The 19532-nt window shown below is 73.8% G+C and carries 14 protein-coding genes; 5 read left to right on the top strand and 9 right to left on the bottom strand.

Going from position 1 to position 19532, the window contains the following annotated elements:
* Positions 1 to 85 precede the first annotated feature (85 nt).
* Positions 86 to 229, top strand: a complete 144-nt coding sequence (locus tag E0L36_RS18740; protein WP_180930283.1) for a hypothetical protein — start codon at positions 86 to 88, stop codon at positions 227 to 229.
* A complete protein-coding gene (locus E0L36_RS18745) occupies positions 226 to 1599 on the top strand; it encodes an MFS transporter (RefSeq protein WP_180930284.1) in 1374 nt (457 codons plus the stop codon). Before E0L36_RS18740 ends, E0L36_RS18745 begins: the two co-directional genes overlap by 4 nt.
* Positions 1600 to 1820: 221 nt before the next feature.
* On the opposite strand, the gene E0L36_RS18750 is transcribed toward E0L36_RS18745, so the two are convergent.
* Complete coding sequence (locus tag E0L36_RS18750) at positions 1821 to 2699, bottom strand: MerR family transcriptional regulator (RefSeq protein ID WP_180930285.1); 879 nt, start codon at positions 2697 to 2699, stop codon at positions 1821 to 1823.
* A gap of 158 nt (positions 2700 to 2857) precedes the next feature.
* Positions 2858 to 3349 carry a VOC family protein gene (locus tag E0L36_RS18755; protein ID WP_180930286.1) on the bottom strand — a complete coding sequence of 164 codons (492 nt, stop codon included), beginning with the start codon at positions 3347 to 3349 and terminating at the stop codon, positions 2858 to 2860.
* 256 nt (positions 3350 to 3605) lie between these two features.
* On the opposite strand from E0L36_RS18755, the gene E0L36_RS18760 reads away from it, so the two are divergent.
* From E0L36_RS18760 to E0L36_RS27790, 3 genes are all read left to right on the top strand, one after another.
* Positions 3606 to 4004, top strand: coding sequence for a PadR family transcriptional regulator (locus E0L36_RS18760; RefSeq protein WP_374705557.1), 399 nt, complete (start codon positions 3606 to 3608; stop codon positions 4002 to 4004).
* Positions 4001 to 4711 (top strand): hypothetical protein, encoded by a 711-nt coding sequence (locus E0L36_RS28290; protein ID WP_180930287.1) that lies wholly within the window; start codon positions 4001 to 4003, stop codon positions 4709 to 4711. The genes E0L36_RS18760 and E0L36_RS28290 overlap by 4 nt, the downstream gene beginning before the upstream one ends.
* Before the next feature lie 554 nt (positions 4712 to 5265).
* A complete protein-coding gene (locus E0L36_RS27790; RefSeq protein ID WP_180930288.1) occupies positions 5266 to 8037 on the top strand; it encodes a serine/threonine-protein kinase in 2772 nt (923 codons plus the stop codon).
* Positions 8038 to 8122: 85 nt separating this feature from the next.
* Here E0L36_RS27790 and E0L36_RS18775 read toward each other — a convergent pair whose 3' ends face one another.
* The 7 genes from E0L36_RS18775 to E0L36_RS18805 form a co-directional block, all read right to left on the bottom strand.
* On the bottom strand, positions 8123 to 9304 hold the full coding sequence (locus E0L36_RS18775; protein WP_180930289.1) for a GNAT family N-acetyltransferase: 1182 nt from the start codon (positions 9302 to 9304) through the stop codon (positions 8123 to 8125).
* Positions 9297 to 10811, bottom strand: a complete 1515-nt coding sequence (locus E0L36_RS18780; protein WP_180930290.1) for an MFS transporter — start codon at positions 10809 to 10811, stop codon at positions 9297 to 9299. The genes E0L36_RS18775 and E0L36_RS18780 overlap by 8 nt, the downstream gene beginning before the upstream one ends.
* Positions 10808 to 12043 carry an ATP-grasp domain-containing protein gene (locus tag E0L36_RS18785; protein WP_180930291.1) on the bottom strand — a complete coding sequence of 412 codons (1236 nt, stop codon included), beginning with the start codon at positions 12041 to 12043 and terminating at the stop codon, positions 10808 to 10810. The genes E0L36_RS18780 and E0L36_RS18785 overlap by 4 nt, the downstream gene beginning before the upstream one ends.
* Positions 12043 to 15417: a non-ribosomal peptide synthetase gene (locus E0L36_RS18790; RefSeq protein ID WP_180930292.1), complete on the bottom strand. Its 3375-nt coding sequence runs from the start codon at positions 15415 to 15417 to the stop codon at positions 12043 to 12045. Before E0L36_RS18790 ends, E0L36_RS18785 begins: the two co-directional genes overlap by 1 nt.
* Before the next feature lie 139 nt (positions 15418 to 15556).
* Positions 15557 to 16588, bottom strand: a complete 1032-nt coding sequence (locus E0L36_RS18795; protein WP_180930293.1) for a hypothetical protein — start codon at positions 16586 to 16588, stop codon at positions 15557 to 15559.
* 270 nt (positions 16589 to 16858) lie between these two features.
* Positions 16859 to 17977: an NAD(P)/FAD-dependent oxidoreductase gene (locus E0L36_RS18800; protein WP_180930294.1), complete on the bottom strand. Its 1119-nt coding sequence runs from the start codon at positions 17975 to 17977 to the stop codon at positions 16859 to 16861.
* Between the two features lie 254 nt (positions 17978 to 18231).
* Positions 18232 to 19110, bottom strand: a complete 879-nt coding sequence (locus tag E0L36_RS18805) for an RNA polymerase sigma-70 factor (protein WP_180930295.1) — start codon at positions 19108 to 19110, stop codon at positions 18232 to 18234.
* Between the last annotated feature and the right edge of the window lie 422 nt (positions 19111 to 19532).

Raw genomic sequence — 19532 nt, forward strand, 5'->3', positions numbered from 1 at the left:
CGGACGGGTCATCGTGCGCGCTGAGCGGGCTGTGACGGTACCTAAATGAGCGGACGGTACGACCTTGCGTCGTTAGGTTGTCGTCGTGACATCCACCGACCGCACCGCGCCGCCCGCCGCCGAGCTGGACGGCGGGATTCAGCACCCGCTGACCGCCGTGGTCGAGAAGCCGCGGACGGCGCTGGAGCGGCGGCGCGTCCGTGATCACTTCGTCGAGTCCCCGGCATGAGGGGGCCGCTCCGACTCCTCGACGTCCGCCCGCTGCGCACCAGCGTGTCCTTCCGCGACCTGTGGATCAGCACCTCGGCCTCCCAACTCGCCAGCCAGCTGGCCATGGTGACGGTGCTGGCCCAGGTCTGGGAGCTGACCGGGAGTCCCCTGGGCACCGGCGTCCTCGGGCTGGCGACGGGCCTGCCGACGCTGCTGTTCGGGCTGGTCGGCGGCGCGCTGGCGGACACCGTCGACCGCCGCGCGCTGGTGTGGGCGACCACTCTGGGCCAGCTGCTGTCGGCCGCGGGGCTCTGCGTCCAGGCGCTGGCGGACAGCCGGAGCGTGGCCCTGCTGCTCGGGCTGGTCGTGCTCGGGGCCGCCTGCGGCGCCCTGGGTGCTCCGGCACGGCGCACCTTCCCGGTCCGGCTGCTGCCGACCGACCAGGTCGCCTCCGGGCTCGCGCTCACCAGTCTCTCCTTCCAGGCGGCGATGCTGCTGGGGCCCGCGGTGGCCGGACTGGTCATCGCCCGCTGGGACTTCGCCGCCGCCTACGCCGGACAGACCGGGGCCCTTGTGCTCGCGATGATCACGCTGGTCCGGCTTCCGTCCGCGCGGCCGGGCGAGACCACGGCAGGCCCGGACGGGGCGGCGGCGGACGGGGAGGCGAAGGTCCCCGGCTCGGGCGGCAAGGCCACCTCGGCGGGCGGCAGGCGGCGCGCGGAACGCGGCGGCTGGGGCGTCGTCGGGCGCCGTCCTACGCTCTGGGGCTCGATGGCCGCCGACCTGTCCGCGACGCTGCTGGCCATGCCGGTCGCGCTCTTCCCCCTGGTCAACGAGGCCCGGTTCGGGGGGAGTCCGGGGACCCTCGGGCTGTTCCTCTCGGCCGTCGCGACGGGTGGGATCGTGGCCGGGCTGCTCTCCGGGACGGTGACCCGCCGACGCCGGGCCGGGCTGGTCCAGCTGATGGCGGCGAGCGTCTGGGGGCTGGCGCTGGCCGGGTTCGGGCTGGGCGGCCCGCTGTGGCTGGCGCTCGGCTGCCTGGTGGTGGCGGGCGCGGCGGACACCGTCTCGGTGATCACACGCAGCGCCCTCGTGCAGCTGGAGACGCCGGACGCCTACCGGGGCCGGGTCAGCTCCGTCGACTACGTGATCGGGGTCGCGGGCCCCGAGCTGGGCAACTTCCGCGGCGGGCTGGTGGCTTCGGTCAGCTCCGCCTCCGTGGCCCTGGTTGGTGGGGGTCTCTCGGCCACGCTGGCGATCGCGGCCGTCGCCGTGGCCAACCCGGAACTGCGTGGCTACCGCTCCCCGGTCCCCGCGCGGTCCCCCGAGGGGGCGTCCCCTCCACCGCCCGAGGCGGACGATACGGCCCCGGCCACGGTCACCCCCTGAGAAAGGGAGGCCGGGCGTGCGGGCGAAGGGGAGGGCGATGTTTCACGTGGAACATTGCCCCTCCCGGGCCGCGCTCCCTCCCGGGCCGCGCCCGGCTCGGGAGTCGGAGCCCTCCGGCGCCCCCGGTACCCTCCGACGTGCCGGTGCCCCCGGAGCACGGAGGCCGTCTGAGCACGGGTCCACCGCCCCCTGGTTCGCGCCGACGACCGGCCCGGCGGCGGCTACTCCCAGCGTGCGGTGTGTGGACTGACGCCGTGCGCCCGGGCGTTGGCGTCGATCGCGTCCCGCAGCCAGCGCGCGAGGCCCGGGGCGAGCCCGTCGTAGTAGTCGGCGAACCGGGGGTCCTCGACGAACATCCGGCCCAGGCACACCTGCATCGCGTGGGTGCAGTCGAAGTAGCCGGACATCAGTAGACGGTGCCGCTCCGCCAGACCCCGGGCCTCCTCGGAGCCCGGGGGAAGCCCGGATCGCTTGGCGGCGACGAGTTCGGTGTGCAGCGCCTCGGTGGTGGCGGCGACCTCCCGCCACTCCTCGGGGGTGCGCTGAGCGGCCCGCTCGGCGTACTGGGCCCACTGGGCGGTGCCGCCCCAGCGCTCCGCGGCCTCCTCGACCCGGGAGGGCTGCCAGTCGGCGCCGAAGATCTCGACCTGCTGCTCCGGGGTCAGCCGCAGCCCCGCGTCCGAGGTCTCCAGCATGCGGTCCACCGTGTCCAGCGTCGACTGGAGCTGGGTGAGGCGTTCCGCCAGCTGAGCGCGCTGACGGCGCAGGTGCTCGCGCGGCTCGGTGTCCGGGTCGTCGAGCAGCCGCCCGATCTCGGCCAGTGGGAAGCCGAGTTCGCGGTAGACGAGGACCCGGAAGAGCCGGGTGATGTCCTCGTGCGCGTACACCCGGTAGCCGCCGCCGGTGCGTTCTCCGGGGCGTACCAGCCCCACCGCGTCCCAGTGGTGCAGCGTCTTCACGCTGACGCCGAGGAGCGCGGCGGCGCGGCCGACCGTCAGACCGCCGGAACGGGGCCGGCCGTCGTCCGCTGCCTCGTCGTCCACCGCTTCGGTGTACACCGCTTCGGCGTCCGGTGTCGGCCGGGGGGTCTCGCTGCTCATCGGTCGAGTGTCGCGCACTCGGACGGGGCCTTGCCGCGCGCGCTCGCCGGGACCGTGCGGGGCGGCGGGGGCGACTGACCGGAGGCGGGCGGCCACGCCGGGCCACGGGATGGCCCGGGTGTGGTCCGTCGACGGCGGCCGCCACGCCTCGGTCCTTCTCATGACGCCGGGATGGTGAAGCCCACGGAGCGCAGGTCGTCCGCGAGGGCGCTGTCCGGGTCGATCGGCCGGGCCGCCGTCAGGACGACCCGCGTGTTCTCGGGCGTGACGACGGTCAGTTCGACGGAGTTCCACGGCTTCTCCTCGGGGGCGCTCACGCACCCGGGCACCAACTCCGCGCAGCGGGCCGCGGTTTCGTCGATCTCACGGAGGACGCAGGCGATGTTGACGCTCAGCGAGGATGCCGTGGCCGCCGCCTCGCCGGGGACGAGGAGCACGTCCTGGAAGGCCCAGCGGCGCAGGTGGGTCACCTGGCCGGGGATGGTGAACAGGTCGATGAACCCGAGGCCCCGGGTCCAGAAGTCGACCGAGGCGGCGAGGTCGTCGGTCGGCACGATGCAGAACATCGGCATGCCGTAGAACCCCCGGTAGATCTCCGGGGGCGTCGCGTCGAGGGCGGGCAGGGGGACGGGGCTGGTGAACTCGTTCATGCCCCGGATCGTCAAGGCTCCCGTCGGGTCAGGGTCAAGCCGGTCGGCGTGGGACCTCTGACCGCCCGGGCCGCGCGTCCGGTGTCGCACGAGGGCACGAGGGCGCGCGGATGCCGGGTGCCGGGTGCCGGGGGGCGGGCGGCGGACGGCGGTGGCGGGTGGTGACGGGGGCCGGGGTCGAGGGCGGACGGGAAGCCCTCGGAACGGTGGGACGGGCCATCGGGCCGGACAGGCACTGCCAGGTAGCGTGTCAGGCGTGGAACCGGCGGGCGGGCGGGACAGCGCCCGTGACGTGAGCAAGGTGGAAAGCCAACTACGCAAGGACGTAAGGGAGTTCTGCGTGCTGGCCCCGCTGCGTGACCGGCTCCGGTACGCCGTCGAGCCGCTGGGCGAACTCGGGAACAGCGGGGCGCTGGCGACCGGCCAGGGCACCGTGTACCCGCTGCTCGCGCGGCTGCGCGGGGACGCACTCGTCGCCACCGACAGGCGGGAGTCACCCTCCGGGCCGCCGCCCCGGCGCTACTACGCGCTGACCGGGACGGGCCGGGCCGCGCTCACGGAGTGCGAGCGGATCCGGCCCGGATTCCGGGACGCCGTCGACCAGTTTCTCGCGCCGGACGAGCGGCGCGACCAGGACATCGGAGGAACCGCGTGAAGGCCGCCGAGCGCACGGAGATCCAGAACTACCTCGCGGCGGTCGAGCGTGAAGCCTCGGCCCTCGCCCCGGAGCGCCGCCAGGAACTGCGCGCCGACCTCGCCGAGCACATTGAGGCGGCACTCGACGAACGGCCGGACGCGGTCGAGGAGGTGCTGCGGGAACTCGGTGACCCGCGCACCATCGTGGCGACGGTGCTCCGCGAGACCGGGGCGCCCTCCGGCGCCGCCGAGGAGCCGGACGCCGACGCCATCCCCGCGACCCCCGCGACCCCCACGACCCCCGAGGCCCCCGAGAACCCCGCGCCCGGCAAGGACGCCGGGACCTCCCCGGCGGCGGCGTCCCAGGTGGCTGGCTCGGTGGCTGGCCCGGCGGCCGGGCCGACGGCCGGGTCGAAGGACGGGCGGGAGATCCCGCCGCTGGCGGTGGTGCTCGCGCTGGCGCTGGCCTTTCCGCTGGCGATCGTCTGGGTGCCGCTCGGGGCGCTCGCGCGGCTCGCCGGACTGGTGCTGCTGTGGGTCTCGCCCCGCTGGGCGACGTGGCAGAAGGCCGTCGGCACCCTGCTGACCTTCGTGGGGCCCGTGGTGCTGGCGATGCTCGCGTACTTCGTCGACCCGGGCGGGCTGACGCCGCAACGTCTGCTCGCCACCGCCGAGTTGGCGTTCCCGGTGCTCGGCGCGATCTGGCTGTGGCGCGCGCGCCGCTGAGCCGCTGAGCAGTTGAGCCGCCGGGCGGTGGGTTCGGCGGGGTGCTCCGCGCCGGGCGGCCGGCAGCGTTCCGCCACCCGTGGTCGTCGCGAACGAGGCTGCCACACACTGCGGTTGGGGCACGGCGCCACCCTGCTCCGGGTGCCGCGCGAACACCGCGCCGCCCTCCGTCCGGTGAGGGAGGTCGCACGCCCGGCGGGCCCGGCGCGCGGCCGGTGGGGAGGCCGGGGTGGGGTGAGACGACGGCGGCGCGAGCCTGGTCGGTGGGTACGTGCTGTGTCAGGATGCTCACGGAGCAGGACCGGAGGCGGGAGCGGAGACCGCCATGCCACCCAACTTCCCTGTGTACAACGAAGATTGGGGATGGGCTCCGGACAGGCGGGCGGAACCAACGGTAGCGGTGGACTCGTCCCCCACCGTGTCCGCACTGGTGCTGGCTCCGCTCTCCGTACTCTCCCGTGACGTCCGGGAGCCACCGGGGGCGGACGCTCAGCCTCCGCGGCCCGGGCGGGTTCCGCCGCCCGGTGTGGAGGCTCGGGGGAGGGTGGTAGGGCATGGCAGGCATGAGGATCCGGCTGCTGGAGGGCGACGACCCGGAACGGCTCGGCGCGTACCGGCTGCTCGGCCGCCTGGGCGTGGGCGGCATGGGCCGGATCTACCTGGCGCGGTCGACCGTGGACGGTTCGCTGGTGGCGGTGAAGACGCTGCTTGCCGAGGGCGAGGTCAGCGCGGTCGACCGGCGCCGGTTCACCCGAGAGGTGGCACTCGCGCGGCGGATCGACAGCGACCGGACGGCCCGGGTGCTCGCCGCCGCGCCGGAGGCCGAACGGCCGTGGATGGCCATCGAGTTCATCGCCGCCCCTTCGCTGGCCGAACTGGTGCGCGACGCCGGGCCGTTGAAGAACCGCGCGGTGCGCTGGATCGCGGCGGGCGTCGCGGAGGCGCTGGTGCTCCTGCACCGCGAGGACGTCTTCCACCGGGACCTCAAGCCGCAGAACATCATGCTGCCCGCCACCGGCCCACGCGTCATCGACTTCGGGATCTCGCACGCGCGGGACGTCACCCAGACCACGCTCACCCTGGGCACCATCGCGTTCGTCTCGCCGGAGCAGGCGCGCGGTGAGAACTCCACCGCGAAGTCGGATGTCTACTCGCTGGGCGCGACCCTCTTCTACCTGGCCGTGGGCCGTCCGCCCTACCAGGAGAACGTCGAGACGCTGCGGCTGCTCACGCTCGTACAGCAGGGGGAGGTCGACCTCACCGGGCTGCCCAGACGGCTCGCGCCGCTCATCCGGCCCTGTCTGGCTCTTGACCCCGAACACCGCCCGGAACCTGGGGAGTTGCTGCGTCAGTCGGCCAGCCTGCTGGAGGGCACCGCGAGTTCGCGGCAGGCCGCGCACTGGCTTCCGCCGGAGTGGGTGACCCTGATCGACACCTACGCGGAGCAGGGGCGGACGCTCCGCGAGGAGGGCGGCGCGGAGGCCGTCACGGTGGTGCGGGAGACGCCGCCACCGCCACCGGGTACCGGACCGACCCGCGAGTACACCGACGTTCTGCCGCCGGAGGCGCGAGGGCAGGACGGACCGACGGTGCCACGGGGCGACGCGGGCCAACGAGCCGCCACCGGGGGCGCCGGTGCTACCGGCGAGACGGGAACCACGGCCGACACGGGGGCCACCGGCGATACGGGAACCCCCGGAGACGCCGGAGAGCGGGCGCGCGCGGAGCGCGAGCGGCGGGGCGACGGTGAGCGGCGGGACGCTCCGGAAGGTAACGGGAACCAGGGTGCGGGCGGCCCGAGACCGGGACGCCGACGGGGTGAACAGCAGTGGGCTGGCTCGTCGTTCGGTGGGCGTGCGGGATCCGGGCAGTTCCGGAACGCCGACGACGTCGACCGGGGGAACGCGCAGGCCCGGGCGCGGCAGCTGCGTGAGGAGCGGCAGGAGCGGCGCCGTCTGGAACGGGAGCAACTGGAGCGCGAGCAGCGGGAACGCGCGGAGCGGGAGCGCGAGGCACGGCGCGGGACGAGCGCCGACTCCGGGCCAGGGACCGGGAGTTCCGGATCCCCGCGGTCCACGGGTCCGACAGGACCGTCAGGACGCTCCGGCGGATCCTCATCGGGTTCGGGCTCGCGTTCCGGTCAGGGTTCGGGCTCCGGTTCCGGGCAGGGCTCCGGATCGTCACGGGGAGCTTCGGGCAACTCCTCGGCCCGCGCGGGCTCTTCGGGTCGTTCGTCGTCCCGTGGCGGAACCTCCAACGGCGGGACTTCCGGGCGTGGACGGGCCAACGCCGGGGCTTCCGGGCGGGGAGACACCAACGGCGATGCGGCCGGGGGCGGTTCGTCGCGGGGCACCGGTGGGCGGGGCGGTTCCTCCGGTTCCTCGTCGCGGAGTGCGACGCGGAGAGGGGCGGGCTCCAGCGGCTCGTCCCGTGGGTCCTCGTCCTCCTCCGGCGGTTCGCCGTCCTCCTCCCGGACCCCCGCCACGCCGTCGAGGCCGTCCACGGGCGGTTCCGGCGGGGGCGGGGCGGGCGTGGCGCTGGTGGTGCTGCTGGCTATCGCGGTGATCCTCTGGCAGCCGTGGAACCAGGACAGCGCGGGCTCCGAGGCGGGTGACTCCGGGGGGACGTCGTCCTCCACCTCCACCAGCGGCAGCGGGACCGCCTCCTCCAGCGGCACGTCGGCCGGGATGTCCACCGGCGGCTCCAGCGACGGCGGCGGTTCCACCGGGGGGACCTCCTCCAGCGGTTCGACGGGTGGGTCAACCGGAGACGCGGCCGACACCGACCGGGACACGCCTGAGCCGCCCCGTCCCGACGCCACCACGCGGGCGTTCCAGCGGGTGTCGGTCGGTGACTGCCTGCCGGTGTACGACACCGGGCGGGGCGGCAACTCGTTCGACTGGAGCGCCAGTCGGCCGCCGCCGTCGGTTCCCTGTTCCAGTGGGCGGGCGATCGTCCGGGTGAGCGGCACCGGGAGTTCGTCCTGTCCCTCGGGGACGGGCAAGGGCAGTTGGAGCCACTACTCCTCCAGCACGCGGGAGACCATCCGGCTCTGCCTGACCCGCGTCTTCCACGAGCGGTACTGCGTGCTGGCCACGCAGTCCGGGGACAGCATCACCCTCGGTTCGATGACCAGCGTGGACTGTCGGCGGAGCCGGGTACCGAAGCCGTACAACCAGATCATGCATATCACCGGGGTCTACCGGGCTCCGGCGGGCGCCGACGCCAGCAACTGCCGCCGGGCGCAGGGCGATCAGACGCGGTACTGGTCTTGGACGGTGAACGACGGCCAGACCCTGCTCTGCACCACCGTCTTCCGGGGCTGACGCCGCACGGCCGGCGCTGACCTCGCTCGAACGGGACGGGCACCGGGTGGCCTCGAACGGGACGGGCACCGGGTGGTGGGGACGCTCAGTCTGCCGCCAACGCCTCGCGCAACGCGTCGAGTTCGGCGTCGGTCCGGGTGCGGAGTGCGGCGGCGTCCCGGTCGAGCAGTCCGAACGCGAGCCGTTCGGCGGGCACGTCCTCGACTCCACCACGGCGGGCGCCGTCCGGGTGGCCGCCGTCGGCGGTGGGGAGGGTGGAGACGGCCCAGAGGGGGCGAACTCCCGCACCCCGGCGGCACTTCGCCTCGTAGGAGCCCTTGCCGAGGTGGAGGCGGGTGAGGCCGTGTTCCTGGCAGTAGCGGACGGGTGCGTGGACGGCCAGTTCGGCGTACTCCCCCGCGCCACGCAGCCGCTCGTAGGCGAACCCGACGACGCGGACGGTGAGTTCGCTGCCGTGGCGGTAGGCCAGCGAGAAGCCGACGGGCCGATCGGGATCGGCCGGGTCGAGTGCGAGGAAGACCACGGAGCGCGCGTCCAGGTGCTCGGCCTGCCGCTGGAGCAGGTCTGTCATCTGTCCGGGGGAGTGGTCGTGCCCGTACTTGCGCTGGACGTTGGAGAGCAACGGACCCAACTGAGTGATCCACGGCTGGAGATGGGATTGCTCGGTCCGCAGTCCGCTTCCGGCGTAGCGCTGGATCTCGCGGCGTACGTGGGTGCGGCGCTGGGCGCTGTGCAGCGTGCCGAGGTACGCGTCCAGGCCGCCGTCCGGGACCTCCAGCAGGCAGTCGGCGCCGATCAGCCGGGCGTGGGGCCGCCAGGCGCGGGTGGCGGCCAGCACCCGGGCGGCGTCCGGTCCGGTCAGATAGGGCCACCACCAGTGGCCCCCGGCTCGGGGTTCGAGCTCCAGCGCGCCGCGCACCAGCCGCGCAAGCGGATCCCCGTCGCCGCTGAACGGACCGGTGGTGCCGGGTGGTTCGGGCGCCAGGGGGGCGCTGAGGTAGCCGCGTCGACCGCCGAGGGTGAGCGCGGGGCCCTCGGGGACGCCGGGCAGCATCCGGTGGGCGAGGTAGCCGCCGTTGACCTCGTGTTCCGTCCAGTGCGCGCTGAGCGCGGCGGTGCCGGGCAGGCAGAGGTAGTGGGAGCGGGCGAGTCCGTCGGTGTCGGCGAACCGCAGCCAGGGCGCCCCGGCGTAGAAGGTGTGCGGGCGCGCGAGGTGCTCCCAGCCGGGGAGTTCGGTGGGATCGCTGGCGTACCGGGGCTCAGACATGGGGGCTCCGCTGGTCGTGCTGGCTGCGCTGGTCGTACTGGCTGTGGCGGCCGTGTGGGTCGTGCTCGGCCGGTCGCGCGGTCCCGTCCGTGCCCTCCGGTCCAACGGGCTCGGCCTTCCCCAACTGGCCGGGCCGCGCGACTGGTTGCCCAGCGCGGTCGCGGTCTTCCCGCTGTTCCCGCTGTTCCCGGGTTTCTCGGTCTTCTCGGGCTTCTCGGCCGTCCCGGGTTTCCCGGTGTCCCGGGGCGGGTTCGGGGAGTTCGGTGGGCGGGGTCTGCCGGAGCCGGTGGCGTTCCACGGCGCGGACGGAGGGGCGGGTGAGCCCGGCGGCCAGGGCGAAGAGGGCGGCGAGCCCCACCCAGCCCCAGGGTCCGGCAGCGATGACCACACCGGTCACCAGGGCGGGACCGGCGATGCGCTGCCCGCTCAGGCTGAGGCCGAAGACGGCGAGGTAGGTGCCGTGGCGTCCCTCCGGCGCGTGCTGGTGGGAGAGTTCCCAGCCGCCGATGGACTGGCTGAGTTCGCCGAGGGTGAGCAGCACGCAGCCGAGCAGCAGCAGCGTGGAGGCCGCCAGCGGTGGGGTGTTGGCCACCAGGGCCAGCAACAGGCAGCAAGCGGCCAGGAACACCCCACTCGTCCGGAGGACGCGCGCGGGGCCACCGGGGTCGGACACCCGCCGGGACAGGGGGACTTGGAGGATGACGACGAGCACGGTGTTGATGAAGGTGAGGAGGGGCACCAGCCCGACCGGCACGCTGCCGGTCCGCAGGGCCCACAGCGGCAGCCCCACCGACAGCAGCGTCACGTGCAGGCACAGCACGCCGTTGAGGAGGGTGAGCAGGCCGTACCGCCAGTCCCGGAACTCCCGTACGCCGCGCAGAAGTCCGGGCCTGACCGCGTGGATCCGCTGCGGGGGGCTCATGCGCAGCAGCAGCGCCACGGAGGGGACGACCAGCGCCGCGTAGCCCAGCATGAGCAGCCGGAAGGTCCAGGTGGAGTCGGCGGCCAGCAGGGGCGCGGCGAGCAACGCCCCTGCGGAGAAGCCTAGGTTGCGGACGGTCTGGATGATGGCGCGGGTGCGGGGGCGGTCGCCCGGCCCGGACACCGAGGCGACGACTGCCTGGATGACCGGCGGGGTCGCGCCGTCGGCCACGGCGAGGGCGGAGGCGACGATGGTGAACGGCACCGGGCCGGTGGTGAACGCCAGGGCCACCAGCCAGGCGATCCGCCACAGTTGGAGCCCGGCCAGCACGCGGGGCGCGCTCCACTGGTCGGTGAGCGCGCCGACCGGCACGGTGGCCACCAGCCCGACGAGCGCGGAGAGCGTCAGGGCCAGGCCGACTTCGGTGGTGCTGAGTCCCACCGAGCGGACGAAGAAGACCGCCGACCCGGCGAGGAACAGACCGGTGCCGACGGAGCTGACGAACGAGGTGAAGGCGAAGGTGCGGGCGGCGGCGGTGCTGGGCACGTAGTCCCGGAGGGAGACGCGCGGTCGGCCACCGTTCACCGGGAGCCGTCCACGGGTTTGGTGCGCAGCGTGAAGCGACCCGCCAACTCAGCGAGCAGGCCGTCCACTTCGGCGTCCGTGGCGACCTCGGCGTGCACGAAGCCGGTTGCCGAGGCGGAGTACAGCTCCTCGGGGACGAGGTCACCGACGGCGTGCAGCATGCGCACCGACCGCACCCCCGGCAGGGCCGACAGCTCGGCCGCCGGGGTGAGTTCGGTGATGACGCCGGGCCGTACGGGCAGCAGCACGTTGAGGGTGTGGGTGGTGGACTCCGGTCGTGCCACCGGGAGTTCGGACGGCAGGCTGAGGGAGAAGCGGACGTGGGTGTCCCACAGGTCGACGCCGTACCGGTGCTCGATCATGTCGGGGATGGGGCCACCGGCCGGGCGGCAGGCGATCTCGGAGAGCAGGGTGCCCCCGTCGGCGGTGCGGAAGACCTCCAGGTGGGTGACGCCGTCCTCCAGGCCGAGCGCGGTGACGGCCCGGCGGTGCAGCTCCAGGAGTTCGGCGCGCTCGGGGTGGTCGCCGGGCAGCAGGCGGGACCCGGTCAGCGCTCCCGGACGGCCGAGGGGCGGTCCGAAGTACCGGGAGACACAGGCGAACCGGGGTTCGCCGCGCTCAACGACCGCGTCACAGTGGTACTCGGCGGCCATCGGCACGAACTCCTCCACGAGCAGCGGAGTTCCGGCGGGCAGGGCCCGGTCGGCGGCCAGGTACCGCTCCAGCGCCTCCGGTCCCTCGACCACGGCGACGCCCTTGCTGCCGCCGCCGAAGGCCGGTTTGACCACGCAGGGCCAGCCGAGTTCGGCGGCGGCCGCCCGGGCCTGCCGGGGGCTGTGCGCCGCCACGTACGGCGCCAACGACAGCCCGGCGGTGGCGAGTCGGCGCTTCATGGCGAGTTTGTTGGTGAAGCGCCCGACCGTCTCGGTGCCGGGACCGGGCAGCCCGTAGTAGGAGCGGACGTATCCGGCGGCGGGCAGCCCCGTCTCGTAGGGTGCGAGGACCGCGTCGGCGGGCCGCCGCGCGAACAGCCGGGCTGCGGCCCGCCGTACGGCCTCCGGATCGTTGACGTCCCGCACGGTGGCGACGGCGGTGTCGGGTCCGTAGTCGTGCACGTGTCCGTATTCGGTGACCACGCTCAACTCACCGATGGCGGGGTGCTGGAGGAGCGCGGGAGACGGGCGGCGGGGCCTGCTGCACACGAGCAGGACGTGGAGCGGCGGCTGCGGCATCAGACGGTCCCCTCCCCCTTCAGACCGGAGCGTAGTTCGTCCAGGAAGACCTCGCGCAGCCACTCCAGACGCGGGCGGTCCAACAGGCCCTGGCGGGTGTGCAGATCAAGGGCGAGCGCCTCCTCGCCGCAGCGACGCAGGTATCCCATCAGGTCGAACTTGACCTCGCAGCCGAGGTCCCGGTGGGCGGCGGTGGCCAGGCTGTCGCGCTGCCCGGCGGGGGTGTCCACGAGGGAGACGAAGACGGTGGTGAGCGGGAACCGGTCGTCGTCGCGCGCGGCGCCGATGTCCTCCATCACCTGGTCGTACTGGTAGTCCTGGTGTTCCATCGCGGCCAGGGTGCGGTCCTGGAGCAGCCGGACCAGCCCGTCGAACGAGGCCGTCTCCCCCCGCCGGTGCCGGATCCCGACGAGCGAGATGAAGTTCCCGATGAGCGACTGAACTTCGGGTCGGGCGCGTCCCGCCGCCGGGGTGCCGACCACCAGGTCGTCGCGGGCGAACAGCCGGTGGGCCGCGTTGACGTACGCCGCGAAGCAGACGGAGAAGGCGGTGACGCCGTGGGTACGGCAGTATCCGCCGACCTCCTCCAGCAGCTCGGCGGGGACGGGGAACTGGTACGCGGTACCGCGCGCGGGCTGCCGCACGCCGGGCAGGTCGGGCAGCAACGGGCGGTCGTACGGCTCCGCGAAGACCCGCCGCCAGTGGTCCCGGGCGGCGAGGCTGTGTCCGGCGGGCCGTTCGGCACACCACCGGATGTAGTCCCGGTAGGAGATGGGGAGTTGGGGCAGCGGCGGGCTGGGGTGTGCGGGTGGGTGGGGCGCGGTGTCGGTCGCGGCTCCGGTGTCTTGCTGGGCTTCGGTGGGGACGCCGGGGTGGTGCGGGCCGAGCAGCCGGTGCAGTTCGTCACGGAGCAGCCCCTGGCTGTGGCCGTCGGACACCATGTGGTGCACCGTCCACAGCAGGGTGGACCGCGCACCGTGGTGCCGGATCAGGGTGGCCCGGAAGAGCGGCCAGCGGGCGATGTCGATCGGGGAGTTGGCCTCGGCCACGCGCATCTCCTCGATGCGGGCGCTCTGTTCGGCCTCCGGCAGCTCCCGCAGGTCCACGTCGCCGACGGTGACCCGCACGGCGTCCAACGGCACGAAGTGCTGGGCCAGTTCGTCGCCCTCGCCGTCGGTGTCGCCCTCCCCCGCTCCGTCGCCCTCGACGCGGACGAAGTGGCCGCGCAGCGCGTCGTGCCGGGCGACGACGCGGCTGAGCGCGTCCCGCGCGCCGTCGGCCTCGGTGCCGTCCGGGAGTGGGAACAGCGCGGGCATGTTGCTCCACGAGCGGTTCACTCGCGGCAGGTAGACGGCGCGGTACCGGCGTTGTTGCGGCGACAGCCCCGTCACGGCGGGCTGTTCGGACTCCGGCCGGTGCGGGATGGGCTCCGGCTGGTCGGGCGCGCGGCCGCGTAGCGCCGTGGCGAGCGCGCGGGGCGTGCGCAGCCGGTAGACCTCGCTCAGCTCCAACCTCCGGCCGGTGGCCGTGAGCAGTTCGACGGTGAGCACCGCCGCGTCCAGCGAGGTGCCGCCGTACTCGAAGAAGTCCGCCTCGTCGGTGGCCGTGGGGTCGGCCAGCACTCGCCGGAAGACCTCCAACGCGGCGGCGTCGAACGGTTCATACGCTCCGGTGGCGTCATGCGGTGCGATGCCGTCAAGCGGTGTGGTGGTGCCGTGCGGCGCGGCCGGGGCGTGCGGGGCCGACGGGGTGTGCGGTGCCTCCGTTCCGTCCGGGGGGAGGGGTAGCGCGGCGCGGTCGACCTTTCCGTTGGCGGTGAGGGGGAGTTGGGCGAGGCGCCGCAGCACGGACGGTAGTTGCGCGGCGGGCAGCCGCTCGGCCAGCCACTGCCGCACCTCCTCCACGCCAGTGGTATCGGGTGCGGCGTAGACGCAGGCGAGGTAGGGGGCACCGTCGGCCCGCCGCCGGGGCACCACCACCGCGTCGTGCACGGCGGGGTGCGCGCGGAGCGCGGCCGCGACGCCCTCGGGCTCGACCCGGTTGCCGTTGATCTTCACCTGGAAGTCCACCCGGCCGGTCAGCCGCAACTCCCCGTCCGGGCCGAGGTGTCCCACGTCGCCGGTTCGGTACCAGAGGGGGCCGCCGTGCGGGCCGTCGTCGTCACCGTCCGCCGTGGCCCCTCCGCTCGCCGCGCCGTTCGCCGCTGCCGGGCCGGGTACCGCTGGCGGGGCGGGCGGGGCTGTCGCCGCCTCCGCGAGGTACGGAGCGCCGGGGTCGGGGACGAAGCGGGTCCGCTGCTCCTCCGGCGCGTTGAGGTAGCCGTGTGACCGGTGGGGGGTGCGGATCCAGACCTCACCGTCGACCAGCCGCACCTCGGTGCCGGGCAGCGGGCGGCCGACGGGCTGGACGCCGGGCACCGGCTCCGTCACCTCCCGCCAGAACTTCGCCAGCGTGGTCTCGGTCGGGCCGTACAGGTTGACCACGCGGCCGCCGCCCGTGCGCTGTCGCCACCGCCAGACGAGGGTGTCCGTCAGCGGCTCCCCCGCGAAGAAGGTCAGTCGTGGTGCGACGTCCGTCGAACCGAGGGTGGTTGGGGCGGTCGGGGCGGGCGTGGCGGCCGCCGGAGGCGGCTCGGCGGTGGAGAGCCAGCGCGCGGCGAGCGAGGGCACCGCGTGCAGCACGGTGATCCGCTCCCGCCGCAGCCAGCCGGTCACCCCGCCCGCGCGGGTGGCCACGTCGACGGGCGGTACGCAGAGGGTGGCTCCGGCGATGAGCGGGGTGAACAGCTCCCGCAGCACCACGTCGAAGGAGACGCCGGTGAGTTGGGCGATCCGGTCGCCCGGCCCGATCGTGAACCGCTCGCGCTGCCAGTGGACGAAGTGGGCCAGCCCGGACCAGCGCCCCAGTACCGCCTTGGGGCGGGCCGTGGTGCCGGAGGTGAAGAACACGTACCCGCCAGGGGCGTCCGGCTGGCCTCCGCCGTCCGCCGGTCGGTCTTCGGCGCCCTCGGGGGATGGAGTCGGGTTCGGCGGGGTGAGGGGGGACAGGTGGTGACCGTCCTGGTCGACGCGGAGCGTCGCGTCGGCGCCGCTGTCCGCGAGCATCAACGTGCGTCGGGCGGCGGGGAGTTCGGGGTCGATGGTGACCAGCCGCGCGCCCGACCGGGCGACGGCGAGCACCGCGACCACCCAGGCGGCCCCCCGCCCGCCGGTGACGGCGACGGTACTGGCGCCCAACGCGGCGACCGCGTCGCTCAGTTCACCGGAGGCGGCGTGCAGTTCCCGGTAGCTGAGGGACCCTTCGGGGCTCTCGACCGCGACGGCGTCGGGATGTGCCTGGACGGCCTCATCGACCAGTTCGGTCAGCGTTGCCATGTGTTCCGCTTTCTGCCGCGAGTCCTTCGGTGTCTCCGCCGCCTGTGCCTCGTGCCGCGTGTGCCTGAGCGCGGGCACACCGCCGTGCCGGTGCGGCGCCGTCCGGTCCGCTGGACGCACACGGACCGGACGGCGGTTGTCAGCCGTTCACCAGATGACTGGTACCCGCGATGAGGTGTCGCCGGTGCGGCTCGACGTCGTCGACGTTGACGGTCTTGATGATCCAGCGGTTGCGCAGCGCGTCGGGGTCACGGACGGTCACGACCTCCTTGGCGTGCACGGTGTGGTTGTTGTAGGTGATGACGAAGTCGCCAGGACCGACGAACACCCGCTGTTTGAGGGCGTGCAGGGTCTCGGTGACCTTCGGGACGAGAGCCCTGGCGCGGTCGGTCACGCCCTCCGTGCGGTTCTCGAAGTACCGCAGGTCGTCCTCCCCTCCGATGATCGGGTGCCGCTCGGCCTCGCCCAGTTCGAGTGAGCCGCCCATCACGGTGAGGTCGTCGAAGGGGGTGTGGAACTCGGGGGAGCGCAGGATCTCCAGCTCCTCCTCGGTGAACGAGCCGATGACGTCGACGTTCCGGACGAAGGAGGTGTACACCTCGTTCTCCGGGGTGCTGCGCATACCCACCATGTACACCTCGTCGGGCCGGACGAAGTGGTTCGCGAGATCCTTGTGGAAGTGGATGCGGTCCAGCGCCTTCTGCGACTGGGTGGAGCGCATGGACCTCTTGGGATGGATGTCCTGGAAGACGTCGCCGTCGTTGACGTTGCGGTACCCGATGGCCGGTGTATCCGCCAGCAGTGCGAAGAGCGCGAGGAATCCCTCGGCGACGAAGGTTTTCTTGAGTTCGTACTTGGACTTGACCGGCTCGTCGAAGTCGAATAACGGAACGTCGTGGTCGTACGGCACGTTCTTGAGTAGGACGACGGGTTCGGCGCTACGGTCGCGGTCCGCGAGGGAGTCCACGTACTCCCGGAAACGATGGGGAACCATCCCTTCCGCGATCAGCTGTCCGACCTGGAACCTGTGGGCCTCGTACAGTCGGTAGGGATTGGCGTTGACGGTAAGGAGCGCTTTTTCGAGTTCGGTGCGCTCCGCCTCGGTGAAGGTGAATTCCGGAGTGATCTGCCATTCCGCTCCGGAACCACGGGCGTTCGTGTCGCCGGGCATTCTGGACCTCCGAGATCATCGGTAGGGGAAGGCCATTGAATAGTCGCCGACCGCACGTCGTCCCGGTGGATGGATTCCGGATGATGTGACGCAGGTCACGTGGTTGTTCGGTCGGGGTGGGCGCCGATGGCGGGATTCCCCGGCGGAGCGTCGTCCCCGAGCCGGGCCTGGGCTGGGCCGAGCCGGGACTGGGCCGGTCCGTGCGAGGGGCCCGGGGCCTGGGCCGGGCCGCCACCTCCCCTGTGGGTGGCGGCCCGGCGGTTCTGGGGGTCAGCGGGAGGCGAGACGGGCCAGCCCTGGTCGGCGCTGCGCCGTCAGCGCGCCCCGCACGATCAGCTCCTTGACCAGCGCGGCGGCCCGTCCCGTCAGCACCATCCGCTCCACGGGACTGTCGTCCGCCCGGACGTACTGCACGAGCGCGTCCCGGCGGCCCAGGCTGACGCACCGCGTGACGAACCGGTGCCGCAGGGCCCGGGGTTCGGCGCCCGCCGCGCGGTCCGCGACCACCCGCGACAGGTGGCCCGCTGAGGGCACCGCCACCGCGCAGGCCATACGCAGGTGATGGCCGTCGGGGGAGCACGCCAGCGCGGCGTCCCCGACCGCGTACACCTCCGGGTGGGAGAGCGAGCGCAGCGTCCAGTCGACGAGCATCCGCCCGTCCTCGTGCACCGCGAAGCCCGCCTCGCGCGCCAGTTCCGGCGCCCGGAAGCCGGTCGCCCACACCACCGTGTCCGCGTCCAGCAGCGTGCCGTCCGCCAACCGCACCCCGTCCGGCCGCACTTCGACGACCCGTGTGTGCTCGTGGAGCTGGACGCGCAGTCGGGCGAAGGTGCGTCGCAGGTGGCGGGTGCCGCGCCGCGACAGGCCCGCGCCGAGGTGCCCGCCGGTGACCAGCCGCACGCTCAACTCCGGGTGCGACTCGGCCAGTTCGGAGGCCGCCTCGATGCCGGTCAGTCCCCCGCCCACCACCGTGACGCGCTCGGTGACCGCCAGCCGCTCCCGTAGGCGCTCCGCGTCCTCCGCCACGGCGAGCGGGTACGCGTGCTCGGCGGCGCCCGGCGCGCCGTTCGGGTTCCCTGAGCTGCCCAGCGCGTAGATCAGGGTGTCGTAGGCGAGCGAGGTGCCGTCCGCCAACCGCACCTCGCGGTCCTCCGGCTGGATCGCGACGACCCGGCCGATCACGAGGCGCACCGGCGCCTCGCCGAGCAGTTCCACGAGCGGCCGTCGCCGCACCCGCTGCCCGGCGGCGACCTGGTGCAGCCGGACGCGTTCGGTGAAGTGCGCGTCGGCGTTCACCAGGGTCACGCGCGTGCCGCGCTGTTCGGCCACCAGCTTGGCCGTCGCCAGTCCGCCGTACCCGGCGCCCACCACCACGACATGCCTCGGCATCTCCCGTTCCCTCCCGCAGGCGTGAGCTGACACAGGGATGACCGGAGACGCCCCGCCGGACGTGACACGGAGCGGGTGAGAGCTGGGTCACATGGTGGCGGTGTGGGCTCGTTGGTCGAACGGGGCGCGGTGGGCGTGGGGTTGCTGAACCCCCGGGTGGGGGTGGGTGGTTGGGGTTTTCCTCCCGGGGCGTGGGGCGGGGCGGAGTCGGTTCGGTGTGGCGTCAGGTCGGTGTAGGTCAGGCGGGTGTGGTGTCAGGTCAGTTGGGAGCTGACGAAGGCCAGCTTGTCCGGGTTGACGACGGTGCGTACCGCGGTCAGCCGGTCGCCCACCACCTCGCAGCAGGAGACCGCGGCCAGCGTGCCCCCCTCCTGCCACACCACGATCGCCGGGCCGCCGTTGACCTGCCGCACCTCGAACTCCATCCCGGCGGCGAGGCGGCTCCCGAGGAGCCTGGCCAGCAGCGCCGCGACCCGGTCCGCCCCGAACACCGGGACGCGCGAGGCGGCCCCCTTGCCGCCGCCGTCGGCCCAGGCCCCGGCGTCGGTCGCGAGCAGCCGCTCCAGCCCGTCGACGTCCCCCTCCAGGGCGGCGGCGAGGAAGCGCTGGACGATCTCCGCGCCGCGCTCCGGGTCCGCCTCGAAGCGCTGCCGGTCCTGGCGCAGGTGCTGCCGCGCCCGCCGGTACAGCTGGCGGACCCGCGCCTCGTTGGCGTCGAGCACCTCCGCGATCTCGGCGTGGGTGTAGCCGAACGCCTCGCGCAGCACGAACGCGGCGCGTTCCGGGGGCGTCAGCCGCTCCAGCAGCATCAGGACCCCGACCGAGACGGAGTCCCGCTGTTCCACCGTCTCCAGCGGTCCCAGGGGGTCGCCCTCGGTCAGGACCGGTTCCGGCAGCCAGGGGCCGACGTACCGCTCGCGCCGCGCGCGGGCCGATGTGAGGTGGGTGAGGCAGAGGTTGGTGACCACCTTGGTGAGCCAGGCGGCGGGCACCTCCACCGGGCCGCTCCGCGCCCACCGCAGGTAGCTCTCCTGCACCACGTCCTCGGCCTCGGCCGCCTCGCCGAGCATCCGGTAGGCCAGCCCGAACAGCCGCCCCCGGTTGGCCTCGAACACCCCGAGCTGGTCCTCCACGGTGCGTCCCTCCCCCTCCGGCCGTCACACGGCGCCGGTGACTCCGGGCCGTGCACGGCGGGTTCCCTGCGCATGACGGTAACTCGACGGGGTGTGCGGGGTGTTGGCGGTTCGTTGTGGGCGGGTGTCTGTGGGGGTTGGCGGGTGGCGGTCCGTTGTGGGCGGTTACACGGCTGGCGGGTCGCCGGTGTGCCGGGTGGTGCCGGTCGCCGGGCGGCTCTCGCACGCCGGTGGTGGGGTGTGTCCCCGTCCGCCCGGTGGTTCGGGGCGCGCCCGCCGCGTGCGCGACTACGTCGCTCCCGCCACGTGCGCTTCCGACCGTGGTCGACAACACCCCGCTGGGCGGATGGGGGTGGGTGGTCCGGCGCGCGGTCAGACGAGGTCGGAGAGCGTGCGGACGGTGTCGGTGTCGACCCATTCGG

The sequence above is a fragment of the Streptomyces sp. AJS327 genome, assembly GCF_013450295.1.
Taxonomy (GTDB): Bacteria; Actinomycetota; Actinomycetes; order Streptomycetales; family Streptomycetaceae; genus Streptomyces.